General features: G+C 42.6%; 11 protein-coding genes. 5 read left to right on the top strand and 6 right to left on the bottom strand.

Translation table 11 applies throughout. The features are described 5' to 3' along the window. Positions 1-58 precede the first annotated feature (58 nt). The 4 genes from IQ246_RS22405 to IQ246_RS22390 form a co-directional block, all read right to left on the bottom strand. The gene (locus tag IQ246_RS22405; protein ID WP_194005540.1) at positions 59-1,921 is read right to left on the bottom strand and encodes a fatty acyl-AMP ligase; all 1,863 of its coding nucleotides are present in this window, start codon (positions 1,919-1,921) and stop codon (positions 59-61) included. A 666-nt stretch (positions 1,922-2,587) separates the two neighbouring features. Further along, entirely contained in the window at positions 2,588-3,439 is an 852-nt protein-coding gene (locus IQ246_RS22400; RefSeq protein WP_339379174.1) for a helix-turn-helix domain-containing protein, read from the bottom strand. A 1,412-nt stretch (positions 3,440-4,851) separates the two neighbouring features. Then, a complete protein-coding gene (locus IQ246_RS22395) occupies positions 4,852-6,027 on the bottom strand; it encodes a DNA double-strand break repair nuclease NurA (RefSeq protein ID WP_194005539.1) in 1,176 nt (391 codons plus the stop codon). Positions 6,028-6,151: 124 nt separating this feature from the next. Beyond that, positions 6,152-6,934: an HAD family hydrolase gene (locus tag IQ246_RS22390; protein ID WP_194005538.1), complete on the bottom strand. Its 783-nt coding sequence runs from the start codon at positions 6,932-6,934 to the stop codon at positions 6,152-6,154. A gap of 278 nt (positions 6,935-7,212) precedes the next feature. Between IQ246_RS22390 and IQ246_RS22385 the strand changes: the two genes are divergently transcribed. The 3 genes from IQ246_RS22385 to IQ246_RS22375 all read left to right on the top strand — a co-directional run bounded on the left by IQ246_RS22385 (position 7,213) and on the right by IQ246_RS22375 (position 10,134). Continuing rightward, positions 7,213-7,545, top strand: a complete 333-nt coding sequence (locus IQ246_RS22385) for a hypothetical protein (RefSeq protein ID WP_194005537.1) — start codon at positions 7,213-7,215, stop codon at positions 7,543-7,545. Positions 7,546-8,397: 852 nt separating this feature from the next. Next, positions 8,398-8,634, top strand: coding sequence for a hypothetical protein (locus tag IQ246_RS22380; RefSeq protein WP_194005536.1), 237 nt, complete (start codon positions 8,398-8,400; stop codon positions 8,632-8,634). A 156-nt stretch (positions 8,635-8,790) separates the two neighbouring features. Next, positions 8,791-10,134: a GTP-binding protein gene (locus IQ246_RS22375; RefSeq protein WP_194005542.1), complete on the top strand. Its 1,344-nt coding sequence runs from the start codon at positions 8,791-8,793 to the stop codon at positions 10,132-10,134. A gap of 56 nt (positions 10,135-10,190) precedes the next feature. Here the strand turns inward: IQ246_RS22375 and IQ246_RS22370 are convergent, their stop codons facing one another. After that, on the bottom strand, positions 10,191-11,966 hold the full coding sequence (locus IQ246_RS22370; protein WP_194005535.1) for an ABC transporter ATP-binding protein: 1,776 nt from the start codon (positions 11,964-11,966) through the stop codon (positions 10,191-10,193). Next, the gene (locus IQ246_RS22365) at positions 11,963-13,741 is read right to left on the bottom strand and encodes an ABC transporter ATP-binding protein (protein ID WP_244142121.1); all 1,779 of its coding nucleotides are present in this window, start codon (positions 13,739-13,741) and stop codon (positions 11,963-11,965) included. Before IQ246_RS22365 ends, IQ246_RS22370 begins: the two co-directional genes overlap by 4 nt. Positions 13,742-14,069: 328 nt before the next feature. Here IQ246_RS22365 and IQ246_RS22360 point away from each other — a divergent pair, with 328 nt between their 5' ends. Together IQ246_RS22360 and IQ246_RS22355 are read left to right on the top strand one after the other, a co-directional pair. Next, positions 14,070-14,264 (top strand): heavy-metal-associated domain-containing protein, encoded by a 195-nt coding sequence (locus tag IQ246_RS22360; RefSeq protein ID WP_194005534.1) that lies wholly within the window; start codon positions 14,070-14,072, stop codon positions 14,262-14,264. Between the two features lie 468 nt (positions 14,265-14,732). Beyond that, positions 14,733-16,735 (top strand): cation-translocating P-type ATPase (locus IQ246_RS22355; RefSeq protein WP_194005533.1); only part of this gene is annotated, 2,003 nt, incomplete at its 3' end.

Genomic DNA, 16,735 nt, shown 5'->3' with positions numbered 1-16,735 from the left:
ATCCCCAATGCCCCATGCCCCATGCCCAATGCCCAATCCCCAATCCCCAAGTAGTTTTTCATATCTGTTTACCAGCTGTGAGTTTTTCTAAAATAGAATCGACATCAGCTTGCAGATTCATGAACTTAGATTTATTTTGAGGATTCTCGCTCCAATCCTCTACAACATCTAAATTTCCGCAGAGAAACACATCCCGACAGGCTAAACGGCGAATCTTACCACTGGAAGTTTTGGGAATACTTCCACTTTTGACAAGTACCGTAGCGCAAACTTCTAGCCCGTGCTGCGCTACCACTGCTTCTCTAATACTTGTGATGATTTCTGGGACGTTTAACTTTCGTAGATAACTCCGTTCTACTTCTTGAACAACAACTAGTCGTTCTGAACCCTTGAAATCGATGGAAAATGCGGCTCCACACCCGCGTCTCAGGGCTGGATGGCTATTCTCAACAGCTAGTTCAATATCTTGGGGATAATGATTTTGCCCACGAATTATAATTACATCTTTGATGCGTCCGGTAATAAACAGTTCCCCATCTTGTAAAAATCCTAAATCACCGGTGCGAAGAAATGGCCCTGACACTGTGCGATCGCTAATATCTGCATTTGCTAGATATGCACGGAAAGCTGTCTGTGTCTGTTCATCTCGATTCCAGTAACCTTGAGCAACACTCGGCCCAGCCACCCATATTTCTCCAACTTGCTCAGGAGTGCAGAGGGTTAGAGATTCGGGGTTGACAATGATCACTTGCTGCTGTGGAGAACTTTGTCCACAACTGATAATCGTCTGAGTATCTGTCTGAGTATTGTTAATCTTGACAATTCGGTTTTGCTCTAGCGCTGCTTTTTCGACATTGCAAGCGACTGGTAAAGCTGTTTTCTCACCCCCAGACACCAAAAGAGTCGTTTCCGCCATCCCATAGCAGGGGTAGAATGCTTGTTTACGAAAGCCACAAGGTGCAAAAGTAGAGGCGAACTGTTCCAATGTCTCAGAGCGCACAGTTTCAGCACCAGTAAAAGCAACCTCCCAACTGCTGAGGTCTAGATTTGCCAGTTGTTCGGGTGTAATTTTGCGTATGCACAAGTCGTAAGCAAAATTGGGGCCACCGCTAGTAGTACCTCTATAGCGTGTTATGGCTTCCAGCCAGCGGATAGGCTTTTGTAAAAAGTCTGCTGGCGATATCAGTACTACAGGAAAACCACTATAAAGAGGTTGGAGTATGCCGCCAATCAATCCCATATCGTGGTATGGCGGCAACCAAATTACACCCTGGCTATCGGGTGTATGTCCGAAACATCTGTGGATCACATCTGAGTTGTGCATCAGGTTGCCATGACTCACCATGACACCCTTGGGATTACCTGTAGAACCAGAGGTGTACTGAAGGAAGGCTAAGCTGTTGCTAGTTAATTCTGGTTGCTGCCATGGGTTGCTCAAATCAGTGTTCAACTCATCTGTTGCTAAACAATGCAATCCAGCAAGTTCTAGACTTCCTTGACTGGAGGCAGACTGGAGGTTATTCAACAAAGTTGCATTCGTCAATACTACCTTTGCTTGGGCATCTGCGGCTATAGTCTGCAATCTAGAGAGTTTTTGATTTCGTCTGGGTGGGTAGGCAGGAACAGCAACAACACTGGCATATAAACATCCAAAGAAGGCAGCAATATAATCTAAACCGGGCTGATACAGAAGTAAGGCACGTTCACCAGAGACATCTAGAGACTGGAGAGTGGCTGCGATCGCCTGCGCTTGGATATCTAACTCTGCATAAGTCAGTGATTCTGCTTCTGTGTCTCTATAGTGCAAAAAAGTATAAGCTTTCCTTTCAGGCTGATTTTTTGCCCTGTAACTCAGTAACTCAACTAACGTTGAGAAATGGTACTCGCTAATCAAACAGTTGGAATAAGAATAAGTACTCATCTAATGCACCTCTATGGCATTACAGTGATCCCTGCAAGGTGGAGTTGCCTACTTGGCGCGATGACAAGGTAGTACAACTATCTCGATAGATACCCTTCTCTTGAGCCGTTGTTTCAATTTGATATACCACTCAGAAATTTGGAATCAGGCTATCTTTAGCCAGGTACTATCCAGGCAAACCACTAAATTGCACATTTATCGCTGGCATTGTGATATTTGCAGCCTTTCAAATAGATTGAGAATTTTCCTAAAAGGTTCTAGCTGCATCAATTTCACTGCTTATAGGGTCAAAATATTAGGCGTTGCTGACTTGCAGAATGAATCCAGATGTAGAAAGGGAACATATTGCATTTCTACAAAGGTTTTGGCATCAAAATAAATCATTTTCATACTCTAAATCAGCAACACCAAATAAATTTCGTGGGGTTAGGAGTGGTGAAATTTGCTATCAAACTTCTTGGCACTATGATTAAAGTTTTTGGGACACCATAGAAAGCCGAAGCTATTAATTAGGTATTTTCCTAGGTTGTGATTACCTGAACGAATCACTCATTATTTGGTATTTTCGTCAAAGCATAATGATTCCCAACTTTCATAATAACCTTAAGAAAATTCAGAACTATTTAACGATGATCAAGTTATACAGTATCTGAGAGTCATTTTCCATCACTTATCCTTTGTTAAAAGTAGCAATTCCTTCTTTTTCTCTCTAATATGGCTCTGATGAGGCTGGTTGCGATGCTCTCTTCTCCAAGCGTGGGGAGTTGTTTTGTGATGTTGACGAAACTGACGAAAGAAATGAGCTACATTTTTATAGCCTATTTTTACAGCAATTGTTTCTACTGTTTCGTCAGTTGTCAATAGCAAGTTACGAGCCGCTGTCATCCGGTACTCAATAATCCAGTTTTGCACGGTTTGTCCTGTTTGGCGTCGCACTAGATTGGTGAGGTAAGTTGAAGAGTAACCAACTTCAATAGCTACGTCGCTGAGGGTAATTTGGTGATGAAAATTTTCCTCAATAAAATTAAAGACTTCATCTAACAAGGAGTTAGATGGAAATGTAGACTTAATGGTTATCGGTTCTATAATGTCAGCCAGTAATGGTTCTGCAAATGGCCGAAATTGGGAAATATCACATGTAGCGTAACACTGTTTGAGAATAGTACGTTTCTCTAAACAGGCTGCGATCGCATTCAATAATTCCTTGACAGTACAGGGTTTAGTAAGATAGTCATCCGCTCCCAATTCCATACCTTTACGAATCTCATATCGAGCTTCTTTAGTAGTGACAAAAATCAAGGGGATCATTGCTGTAGAACGGTTTTGGCGCAGCATGGTTAAGACACTGTAACCATCAAGTTTAGGAAGCGAAATTTCACTGATGATTAAATCAGGTAGCTCTTGCTGTGCCTGTTTAAAACCAATAAGACCGTTTTCAGCGTCTATGGTACATAAACCTTCTGCTTTAAGACATTTTAGGAAAAAATTTTTGGTTTGTACTTCAGATTCAATTACCAAAATTTTTTTCCCATTCAAAAATCGTCTATTTATCATGGTAAGTAAGAGTTGTGTGGACTCGTCAATAGCTTGATTTTTTACCAAAGTTTTTCAATGGCATTAATTGCACTTGAAACCATTTTTGCAAAGGCTTATTGACTCGTTCATTATTCTCATTATTTTAGTATCAATGAGAATTTGCTATTAGGTAAAAATCTATTTGGGAAGTAGATTTCAAGATTTTTCGGAAAAAGTCAGCAGTAGAATTAGGTTGTGAAAAGCTTTTCATAGTTAATATTTACTCCTCCTACGCTTCTATAACAATCAAAATCTCTTTAGAAGCGTAGGATAGAATTTTCATGAGGCGAAAATTGCACATTACATGTTAATAGCTTGAGTAATTGCATTCCTCATGTAACTTGCACCCCTATCGTTAGTGTTGATGATATTGAACGTCACCATAGAAATACTTTCCTTGTTGAAGTAAAGGTTCGTACCACAAGGGCAAACTCATTTCTCTAACCTAGCCACGAGAGAGCACTATGGAGGGAGGATCAATATTACTAAATATCAGTAATTGGATTTATTCTTTAGACATAGGCTACTGATGGTATCTATGCCCATAAGTAATACTGATATCAACAATAATGGAGCATACACAAAAGCTTGATATTGATTAATCTAGCAATAAAAAACTTTTTTCCATTGCTGTAATTGGATTTTGTTAGGGCTTTTTATAAAATCCACTTTTAACAATACAGTTATTTTGATAATAATGCAACACCCCACCGTAATCTTACGGATTCTTAAAAAAGTTTGGATTTTAACCCTATATTAAAAGGCGTCATTTAGGTTTAAGAATTTTGGAGATATTTTTGGACAACTTTAATTTAAATATGCGTACTCTGCTGATAAGCCTTTATCTGTCAAACTTCCAGCTTTTTTATAATTATAAATTTTTCTTATGCTTGTCAAGCTTTGGAAATAGTTTTTTTGTTTTTAGAAGAAAATTTTTATATGATTATTTTATTCATCTATCTAAGGAAATATAAAAAATTAAGATTATAAGTAATTGAGAATACAAAGATACGCAATTAGATAAAGATTCTGTAAAGTAAAAGCAATACGTTTGGGTTATGTATTTTGACTACTGAATTCTTACAGAGATTTTTAAGTAGATAGGCATAATTAAACGTAAATAAAACTTCTGTTCATAGTGAACAATTTATCTTTCTGTGTACGGTTTTAAAGGGCTAGAACCGCTTATTACAAAAGTACAGCAGATTTCAGATGAAGTACATAAATAAAACCCGAAACCCTGTAGAGACGTTACATGTAACGTCTCTACATGTAACGTCTCTACTTATGATTCATGAAAATGCTAACTGCTGTATGTTTATCTCAAACTTCAGCCATAGGCAAGTCTGAGTAGTTCACGCAATACTCCCCCGCTTTCTGGCTTCTTTGTAGGAAGTTCCCACATTTTTTAAACCAGCTTTAATCATTTGTTGTTCAAGGAGAGCAAAGAAACGCGCTTTATCGCCACCTTTTACCACGGCCTGATTATGCGCTTCTGCGATCGCTACAGGGTAGCCATATCCTTTTTGCACTTGTGCCAACATCAGTCCCAGTGCTTGATCAAACATGGTTGCATTTTCTGCTACCCATGCAGGAACTTCTATTCGGGCAATTTCTGCGCCAACGTGGACGTAGCAAAAATAAATCGTTTGATCACCGTAAAGTTCAAGAATGGGAGTGTTACTACGCCACAGAGTACCGCGCTGTCCTGGTTTGAGTCGAGTTGCCCATAGGGATGTATCTCGCAACTGTTCAAAAACTTTACAGGGTACTTTTTCTAACTGATTTGGGCAATAACTTTTACAGTCTGGAACTGGATGAGTACAGGCTAACAAACGTAAAAAATTCATGCCTTCGATGCTGCGAGAGGCGCTGAGATAACCCATCAAAGGAATTTGAGCATCACGCATCTGCTGCCACGCTTCGAGGATGGGGGGTAAAATGCGATCGCGTGCGTCAATAGGCAACTGTTCTAAAAACCAGTAAATTAAAGAACCATCCACCATCGCCAGCGCTGGCGCTTCTCCTTTTGCCTCACATGCAAGTTCTGCCAACACAGTTGTTTCCGAGGCGGTGCGGCGAAAACTCATCCATTCCTCGGTTCTAATCCCCCATTGGCGAGACATGTATAAATCTTCCGAGCGGTAAAATACTTCTGGTAAACTATCGAGTAGTGGATGGCGGTTTTGGCCGTAATGCAATACTACTCTGCCGATATTCAGGAGATAACAGTAAGCAATTTCGTGGTGATTAGGGGCAATTTGTGAACCATCGGTAGCAATGACACTATGTACCTTGGGAGGAACTGGGATATCAATGCAAGTTTCTAGCGGCTCGATGGGTGTAGCATTAGCAAAAAGAATGCGATCGCGCCATTTGTCTTGGCGTTCAATTAAATCTTGTTGAGATTCGTAAGCATTTTTTAGATGTTGTTGCGCCAATTCTAAACGCTGGCGACTGGCAGCCGCTTCTAAGGTAAGATGCTGACTTAAACCCTGCATTTGCCGCGCTAATTTCGTAAGATCAAGCATAGGTTTTCAGATTTTATTCACCCCGCTAAAGCTGTTGATAACACAGCATCAATAGAATTCAGCCTAAACCCGCCCACAAGCGAACAGCTCTGTAGGCGCACAGAAGTCTGTAGATGGCTTTTGATTACCAAACAGAGAAATCTTTAGCAAACTGAGACAGTGATAATAGCTGAATTCGTGAATCATTTTGGGCAGCTTCTCTTTCTGTTTGGGTATTATAGCCCCAGTCTGCAAGGAAGAGTTTCACATTTTCAAGGTCTGTTTGCTGTTGAACTAACTGCAATGTCTTAATTCTGTCTTCTACAAACCATACATTATCAGTCTTTTCGTCTGCTACCTGGATTAATTCTCGCAAAATTTCGTATTTAGGACGCTTGACTTCTTTACCAAAAATTGCCGCTGGCGGTAAATTTACCCCTTCTTGTTGCAATAACTGCTGTACAAAACGCCCTTCTTTAGTGGTGACAATGTAGAGCTTAACTGCACTAGCAAGAGTTAATTTGATTTTTTCTACCACACCTGGATAAAATCTATGCAGACTCAGCCAACCGTCTAAATCTGTGGTGATCCATTCATCCCGCAGATTGTCTAGTTTCGCACCAATTTCTCTTGCTTGTAGCCTGTCGTCTAACAAAAGTTGTGGAGCGATCGCGATCCATTGTTGAAGAATCTTATCATCAGGAATGCCTTTGATTAACGCTTTGATTAAAACAGGCATTTCCCAACCTGTTTCAATCACAGGCCGTAGGCGATAGAATCTCAAAGCTAGATCATCTGGCGGTGTATCGTTAGTAGGCGACCAAATTTCACAGTAGGTACGCCATGCTACCTCAAAATATTCAATTAGTCCGTCGCAAATCACTCCATCAAAGTCCAAGGCTAATATTGTGGGACTACTTGCGGTCATAGTTTTGAGGGTTAAAACTGCTGTTGTCAGCTTACCTGACAAATTCAAATTATGCAGTATTTTTTGTTAGTTTTTTGTAATTTATCGTTCAATACAGTTCAGTTGTTATTTATTTCTAAAGTAATAGATGATTTGGAAATATCTGAGATGATCTCTAACCTCAGATATGTAAATCTTAGATCTATTCTCAAACTCTCTCCAGAGAAAGAACTCTTTATGCCTGTATTTTTTTAAGATATTTTCTTAAGTAGAGAGCAGATTTTTTAAGTGAAATAGCCATGACTGACAATAATCAAGAAAATCAAATCGATCAACCAGTCAGCGAAGACACTCATTTACGGCAAGAGCCTAATGTCAAGGAAAGAAATTTAACCGCGAATCCAGGAGATGTCATCTCCGATGAGCCTCAATCAATAGAGGAAAAGTCTAAGCAAGTGGCTGTTGATTCACCAGATATTACAGGTGATCATATTACAGTGCCAACTTACTTTGTTGTAGATGAACCTGATGGTGAAAAAAAGGCACTTCACCATGTTAAAGATGCCGAAGAGATTTCTGATGTGATTAGACAAGCACGAATGGACGAAAATGGAAATCGGGTTTGGTGGTAATCAATAAAAGTGCTAGTTAAATAGAGACGCGATCAAGCGCGTCTCTACCCTGATTAAATTTTGGAATTTGCATCGCTAAGAGTCAACGGAAAGTGACATACCAATTTAGTATACTTCAGCCCTAAGAGGATGTTTTAAAAGTTTTAGGCGAATAGAATTCGCTACTACACAGGCAAAGTCCGCCTGCGCGGACTAACATAAAATTAAGGTTTTTAAACCTGCCTCCGCAGGTTTAGTCTGTGTAGCCAAGCCATTGCGTTGGGCGGCTATGCCGACTTGTAGTGGCGCGCGATTTCTAATCGCCCGGTGAGTAATAAATTAGACTTTACAAACATCCTCTAAAACGCAAACTATAAACGTGTAAAATAAAACTTGACACAATTCAGAGCTATGCAAGTGTTTTTTGCTGTATTGGCAAAAGTAGCCTGTGGATTAAATTTCTGAAAAATCACAGATGGGCGATCGCCAGTATCTTCAATATATTTTCATTAAAAACGTTTTTTAACCTCTAGAAAGTAAAAGTTTCAAGAAGTCGTTACTTGCACCTTTGACACCAGAGTATACAGCCTCAATAATATACGTACGTGGAAATTCGGGCTAATAGAAACTGGCATTCATAGGGCAGGTATCGTAATATGTATTTTTTCAATTCAAAACCTAGCTCAAAGAATAGTCGGAAAAAAATAGGCAAAGTTTTTTGGAATTACACTAATACTGTGCTAATTATTGGCTATTTAATTACCTTACCAATTTGTACATTGATCACCTTGTCTTCAATATTCCCTTTATTGAATGCCAGCTTATTCACTTCCATAGAATCCTCGCATTACTCTACATCTATTCCTTGGATAAATGATGCATCAGAATGTCAATATACTGGTAGAAATTGGCGCGATCGCAAGTGTTGGGATGACCAACACAATCCCATGTTTTAAATGGATATCAAAAATCTCTCTTGATGTTGAAATTCAATTAAAATATTTTTTTCTGCTGGGATTAGACGTTGAATCACTTGATCCCGCTACTATCATCTCTGATGTGTTTGGTTCTATCTGTCGCGCATTTAACGTAGCACATCTTTTCCTTTAGGTAGTCAAAAGTCCAAAGTCCACAGTCCAGATTTAACTTGACAATCTTCACGAGTATCTATGCAATTTAAAAGGCTAACAGCTTAATCAAGTTTAGAATTAGTTCAAAATGGATATGTAGCCTGTTGTTTATCCAACTTTGAATCAATCTAACTTTGTGCGAAATCTGCAAGAAACTCACCTAAACCGCGCCCGCGCCAGCCTTAGACAAGCGCTATCTTGGTATGGATATCTTCGCAAGTCAGGACAACTCTCATCAAATCCCCAATTAGCAGGTTTGGTAAAACCTGAATTGGAAGCTTTGAACTCTACACTCAACAAACTAGATTCTAACGTGATTAGAATTGCTGCCTTTGGTTTGGTGAGTCGTGGTAAGTCAGCAGTGTTGAATGCTTTACTGGGGGATAAGATTCTGCAAACTGGCCCTCTCAACGGTGTCACACAATGGCCTCGTTCTGTGCGATGGCAAGCAGGGGGTAAGGTACTGGTGGAGTTAATTGATACCCCAGGATTAGATGAAATTGAAGGTGAGTCCCGGGCACAAATGGCACGCGAAGTAGTACGTCAGGCAGATTTGATTCTGTTTGTCGTTTCTGGTGATATCGTGCGTACTGAGTATCAAGCACTCCAAGAATTGCGCCAATCACAAAAACCCTTAATTTTAGTATTTAACAAGATTGATTTATATCCAGATATAGACCAGGCGGCGATTTACGAAAATTTGCAACAGCTAGGTGCAGGACATAGCCAAGCCAAACCACTATTACCTGATGAAATTGTAATGGTAGCAGCAGAACCAGCACCAATGGAAGTACGGGTTGAATGGCCGGATGGTAGTGTTAGCTACGAATGGGAAACACCACCAACTCAAGTAGACGAGCTCAAACAGACAATTCTAAATATTCTTAATCGGGAAGGGCGATCGCTTCTCGCCTTAAATGCACTCATCCAAGCACGGGATGCAGAAGAGGCGATCGCTCAAAAAACTATCGACTTGCGTGAACAAGAAGCTGAAGAGATTATTTGGCAATTTACCAAATATAAAGCTTTGGCAGTCATGCTAAATCCTATTGCCTTCTTAGATATTCTCGGCGGCACATTTGCCGATTTGGCTTTAATTCGCTCTTTAGCCAGATTATATGGTCTACCGATGACTAGCTATGAAGCAGGCAAAATTTTAAAAACGATTTTACTTAGTTCTGGTGGTCTGCTGCTGGGAGAATTAGGCAGTAGTTTCTTGTTAGGTTTAGGCAAGAGTACAGCTGCAATAACCAGTGGTGATAATCCCACCAATATTACTGCTTATGCTGGCAGTGCGATCGCCCAAGCTGGTATCGCTGGTTATGGCGCATACTCTGTTGGAAAAGCGGCTCAAGTTTATCTCGAAAAAGGCTGCACCTGGGGACAATTGGGCGCTAACAGCGTCATTCAAGAAATTCTTTCTCAAGTTGACCAGAATACCATTCTGTATCGTCTGCGACATGAATTAGGGATAAAGTAGTATAGGGCATGGGGCATGGGGGATTGGGCATAGGGCATGGGGATTGGGCGTTGTCATCAAGATGCACCCAACTGAAGGGCATAAAGGTTTGCATAAACACCCTGCTGATTAACGAGTTCTGCATGAGTGCCCTGCTCGATAATTTGTCCTTGCTGAATTACTAACACTTGATCTGCTTGGGTAACTGTGCTGAGGCGGTGGGCAATTACGAAGCTGGTTCGATCTTGGAGTAAGCGGGCGATCGCAGTTTGTACTAGTGCTTCCGTGCGGGTATCAATGCTGCTAGTTGCTTCATCGAGAATCAGAATTCGGGGGTTGATTAACACCGCACGAGCAATGCTGATTAGTTGCCGCTGTCCCTGGCTCAGAGGTGCTCCTCGTTCACCCAATTGAGTTGTGTAACCCTGTGGCAGCGAGGTGATAAACTCATGCACATTCGCCATTTGAGCCGCTGTTTCGATTTCGGCTTGGGTGGCATAAGGAGAGCCAAAAGCAATATTTTCAGCAACAGTACCGCTGAACAAGATATTATCCTGTAGGACGATGCCAATCTGACGCCGTAGACTGGCTTGAGTGACGCTACGTATATCAATTCCATCAATTTTCACGACACCGCCAGACACATCATAAAAGCGCAAAATCAAGTTAATAATCGTAGTTTTTCCAGATCCAGTCGCTCCCACTAATGCAATCATTTGTCCTGGTTGGGCGTGCAAGTTCACCCCTTTAAGAACTAGTTGATTTGGGTTATAGCCGAACTTGACGTTCTCAAATGTCACCTCGCCCTGAATCGGCGGCATTTCGGTGGCATCAGGTGCATCTTTGAGTTGCGACGGTTCATCTAGCAGTAAAAAAATCCGCTCTAATCCGGCGAAAGCAGACTGAGCCTGAGTGTAAAACTGGCTGAGAATCTGGATGGGACGGAAGAATAGCTGAACATAAAGCAAGAAGGATGTCACCACACCTACTGTTGCTCCTCCGGTGACAGCAAGATAGCCACCATACGCCAGCACACCTGCGGTTGCTAGGGTGTTGAGAAAATCGATTGATGGCAAAAACGCGGCGGTAATTGCCACGGCTTCGACGTTAGCATCACGATTGGCGGCGTTGAGAATCTCGAATTCTTGGATGTTGAGATTTACCCGATTAAATGCCTGTGCTTCTCGGACACTGCCAATATCTTCTTCTAACTTGGCGGAAAGTTCACCAATTGTCTGTCGTGTTACACGAAATCTGGCTCTTGCCCAACGCGCAAACAAGCCCGTGGTAAAAATCATCAGTGGCACAACCAAGTTGCTCAATAAACCAAGTTGCAGGTTGATTGAGAGCATAGCAATAACAATGCCAACCAAACTAAAAGTATTGCCCAGCATTTGAGCAACCGTCTGTCCGAAAGCCTGATTCACGGTACTGACATCATTCAGCAGGCGGCTCATTAAATCACCTGCTTCGCTGCGATCAAAAAAGCTCAGGGGTAGACTCTGGATTTTAGTAAAAATATCTTGTCTCAATTGAGCCAGCAATCGCTGCATAATCCAGCCGACTCGAATAATCTGACCCCGGATTGCCCAGATCCCAAGTACATAGATTAGTCCCAGTAGCCCCAATAGTTGGAGTAGTCCTGACAAGTTCCCCTGTGCAATCAAGTGATCAATCGACCACCCGAGTAAGAACGGCCCAATTGCCTGAGTTGAAGCACCGGCCAATACTAATGTCAGAGCTATGGGAATTTCTTTACGATAGGGTCGCAGGTATTGTAAAAAGCGCCTCAGTGTGGAAAGTTGTTGACTCGCCTTTTGCTCGGATGCAACAACTGGAACTGTGCTTCTCATTTTTTCTCCTTCTGCTTTACCTGAGATTCCAAAATCACACCATAGAGCGGACTTGTTTGCATTAATTCCTGATGAGTGCCTTGTGCTACTAATCGTCCTTTATCCATGAGAAAAATGCGATCGGCATTCTGCACAGTACTAATACGTTGAGCTACTACAAAAGTCGTGCAAGCCTTTTGGCATATTAGGCGATCTAGGGCAGCTTGAATCTGAGCAGCAGTTTTGGCGTCCACAGCAGAGGTACTGTCATCCAAAATCAGAATACCGTAGTCGGTTAGTAAGGTACGGGCGATCGCAATCCGTTGTTTTTGTCCACCAGATAAGCCGATACCGCGTTCACCCACAATCGTCTGGTAGCCATCGGGCAAGTTGATGATGAAATCGTGAATTTGTGCGGTTTTTGCAACCTCAATTACTTGCTCCAGGGTGGCATTAGGTTTGGCATAGGCGATATTCTCGCGGATGCTACCAGCGAATAGTGTGGTTTCTTGGAAAACAATGCCAATACAAGATCTCAAGCTTTTGAGCGTGAAATCTCGTATATCTTGTCCGTCAATACGAACCGCTCCTTTGGTAACATCGTAAAAGCGGGGAATCAAGTTCATAATCGTGCTTTTTCCCGAACCCGTCATCCCAAGGACAGCAATCAACTCATTGGGCTTTGTTTCAAAGGAAACCTCTTTGAGAGTTTCGGTTGTCGCTCCAGGATAGCGAAAGGAGACGTTTTCAAAGGTGATTCGGCCACCGCAGCTTGTAAACGGTACAGCATCAGGGCGATCGCTAATTTCTACCTCTGCATCCACCACTTCGTAGACTCGTTCAGCCGAAGCAGCCGCCTGGGCGATCGCCGGTGCAGCAAATCCAATCAACAAAATTGGTTGGAGAATTAATGCTAGGTAGGAGTTAAACGCCACCAGTTCACCAATGGAGAATCTACGCCCAATCACTTGTGCTCCTCCATAGCCGAAAACTGCCAACGTCACTAAATTACTCATCAAAAAGATAAACGGGAATGTATTGCGGATGGCGTAAATAGTCTTCATATTTGCCTTAATCAAGGCATCATTCATGGCGGTGTAACGCCTTGTTTCAGCTGACTCCCGCACAAAGGCTTTCACCACCCGTATCCCTATTAAGTTCTCTTGCAATACAGCATTGAGATTACTCAGTTGCTCTTGTATTTGCCGGAACAGCTTGTTATTCTGCGTGATGAATCGCGCCATCAACCATCCTGATATGGGCACTACCGTTAGCGTAATTAACGCCAGTTCCCAGTTCATCACCAGCAAAATTACCGCAATACTTACCAATGTTACAACTGCACCGATAACCTGAATCAGGCTAGTACCAACAAAAGTGCGAATCTGCTCAACGTCGCTGGTAACACGGGTTAGCAGTTGGGAGGTCTGCGCTTGGTCATGATAGCTGAAACTGAGATTTTGGATTTTGCTGAAAATCTTGTTTCGCAGATTATAGGCAACACCTTGAGACGCCGCTTCTGCCCAATAGCTTTGTCCAAAGTTAAACAACCCGCGGGCGATCGCCGCGACTACCATCCATCCAGCGCTATAAAGTACAATTTGTAAATTTTGTTTGACAATTCCCTGATCAATTCCCCACCGAAATAGTTGGGGGGTAGCGGCGTTAGCAACTGTCAAGAGTAATAAGCTAACTAAAGCACTCAGCGAAGTCCGTCGGTAAGTATTCAAACTTCCCAGTACGCGCCGGATTGGCTGCATCGACGAATTTTCCTGGAATTCTGGTTGCCGAACCAATGAAATTCCTCCTGTGTTTTCGCAAAGTTATCCCCTGTTTTAAGATTAATGCTGAATGGCTCAATTGATTTCAAGGCAGGGGGCAGGGGGCAGGAGGTTTTTTTCACTTATAGGATTCAAACCCCTCCTGAAAAAGAGCCACCAAATTGAAAATGCGTAAGTCCTGCCAAATTTGAAACCTTGTGAAAAACTTTTAAAATTCTCTAGACTCTCTAGTCGGATAGAGAGTCTAGGATAAATTCAAGGCGACTCTCAGGCAAAAACCAGAAGATGCGCCTTAATCGTCCAGCTTGCTCTGGCGGGGTTGTTTATTTTATCGCGTAAATCTATGACTCTCACACTTACAGTTCCCAACATGGCTTGTTCTGCTTGTGCAAACACCATTACCAAAGCACTTCAGGCAGTTGATGCCAACGCTAACGTTCAAGCTGATCCCACAACTAAGCTTGTCAGTGTAGAAACTCAAGCATCAGAAGCAGTAATTAAGGAAGCGTTGACTGCTGCTGGCTATCCAGCTGCCTAATACCGTTTTTCTCAAAGATTGCTACAGATGGCAGGCAGGGGGGGCAGAGGGAGCAGAGGGGCAAGGAAGTTCTAAGGTGGATTCATCCAGTTCAAACACTCGTTAACGGAGTTCTAAGGTGGATTCATCCAGTTCAAACACTCGTCAACGGAGTTCTAAGGTGGATTCATCCAGTTCAAACACTCGTCAACGGAGTTCTAAGGTGGATTCATCTAGTTCAAACACTCGTCAACGGAGTTCAAAGGTGGATTCATCCAGTTCAAACACTCGTCAACGGAGTTCAAAGGTGGATTCATCTAGTTCAAACACTCGTTAACGGAGTTCAAAGGTGGATTCATCCAGTTCAAACACTCGTCAACGGAGTTCTAAGCTTCATTTACAAGTATCAACAACCCATTATTGCATTCCAAAATATATCTCCCCTTCCCCCCTGCTTCATCCACACCAGTTACAGCGGTTCATCTAGTTATGGATACTCTCACACTCAAACTTCGAGGCATGAGTTGTGCCTCCTGCGCCAATAACATCGAAAAGGCGATTCGCTCGGTTCCTGGGGTGATGGACTGCAACGTTAACTTTGGAGCAGAGCAAGCCACCATCAATTACGATCGCAAGCGAACCAATTTAGAGAAAATCCAAGCCGCGATCGATGCTGCTGGATACTCATCCTACTCACTCCAGGAAGAAATCCTCTCTGGAGAAGATGATATTGAAAAAGCGACTAGGCAAGCCGAACAGCGTCAACTTACTCTCAAGGTAGTGGTGGGGGGTGTAATCAGCATTCTCTTGTTTGTGGGATCATTACCCATGATGACTGGACTAAACTTACCCCTGATTCCCGGATTGCTGCATAATCCTTGGGTGCAGTTATTGCTGACAACACCCGTGCAGTTATGGTGTGGTGGATCTTTTTACCGAAACGGCTGGAAAGCTCTCAAGCGACATACGGCGACGATGGACACGCTAATTGCTTTAGGCACAAGTGCAGCATATCTATATTCTTTGGTTGTCACTGTTTTTCCTGGATTTTTTATTGCTCAGGGCTTGATGCCTCATGTGTATTATGAAGTTGCAGCTATTGTCGTTACTTTAATTTTGGTGGGGCGGTTGTTAGAAAATCGGGCTAGGGGAAAGACTTCTGAAGCTATCCGCAAACTCATTGGACTACAAGCCAGAGATGCCAGAGTCATTCGTGATGGTGTAGAAATGGATGTTCCCATTGCCGAAGTCAGAATTAATGATGTGATTTTGGTACGTCCTGGTGAAAAGATTCCGGTAGATGGGGAAGTGATTGCAGGCGCTTCGACGGTAGATGAAGCAATGGTGACGGGTGAAAGTCTACCAGTTAGCAAACAGCCAGGGGATGAGGTGATTGGTGCAACTATTAACAAAACTGGTAGTTTTCAGTTTCGGGTAACACGAGTTGGAAAAGATACGTTTTTAGCTCAAATCGTCAAACTAGTGCAACAAGCACAAGGTTCTAAAGCACCAATTCAACGTTTAGCAGATCAAGTGACAGGATGGTTTGTACCAGCTGTGATGGCGATCGCGATCGCCACTTTTGTGATTTGGTTTATCTTCATGGGCAATGTCACCCTAGCAACTATCACAACAGTAGGTGTACTAATTATCGCTTGTCCTTGTGCTTTGGGTTTAGCAACTCCAACTTCTGTGATGGTGGGTACAGGCAAAGGTGCAGAAAATGGCATTTTAATTAAGGGCGCTCAAAGCTTAGAACTGGCGCACAAAATTCAAACTATCGTTCTAGATAAAACTGGTACATTGACTCAGGGCAAACCCACGGTTACAGACTTTGTAACTGTCAACGGTACAGCCCATAATAATGAAATCCAGCTTTTACAGTTGGCAGCAACAGTGGAACGCAATTCTGAGCATCCCTTAGCGGAAGCGGTGGTGAAATATGCTCAGGCTCAACAGGTGAATTTAACAGCAATGCCCGCAGTAACTGATTTTGAGGCTTATGCAGGCAGTGGCGTCCAGGGAATTGTTGTTAACCGCCTTGTACAAATTGGCACACAGCGCTGGTTAACAGAACTGGGAATTAATACAGTTGCACTCCAGCAGTATAAAGACACCTGGGAGGCTGCTGGTAAAACAGTCATTTTGATTGCTGTAGATGCAGAAATACAAGGAATAATGGGTATTGCCGACGCCCTTAAACCTTCATCAGCAGCAGCCGTGAAAGCACTACAGAAATTAGGTTTGGAAGTAGTAATGCTTACCGGAGATAATTGGAAAACTGCGGAGGCGATCGCTCAACAAGTTGGTATCAACCGAGTATTTGCCGAAGTTCGGCCAGATCAAAAAGCAGCAATTATTCAATCTCTGCAAGGTGAGAAGAGAGGGAAAAGGTTAAAGGTTAAAGAGCAAAATGATAGTTCTTTACCCCATGCCCCATCCCTCATGCCCCATCCCCAATGCCCAATGCCCAATGCCCCATCCCCCATCCC

The organism is aff. Roholtiella sp. LEGE 12411 (genome assembly GCF_015206995.1).
Lineage (GTDB): Bacteria > Cyanobacteriota > Cyanobacteriia > Cyanobacteriales > Nostocaceae > Komarekiella.
This window is presented reverse-complemented; position numbering and strand designations above follow the sequence as displayed.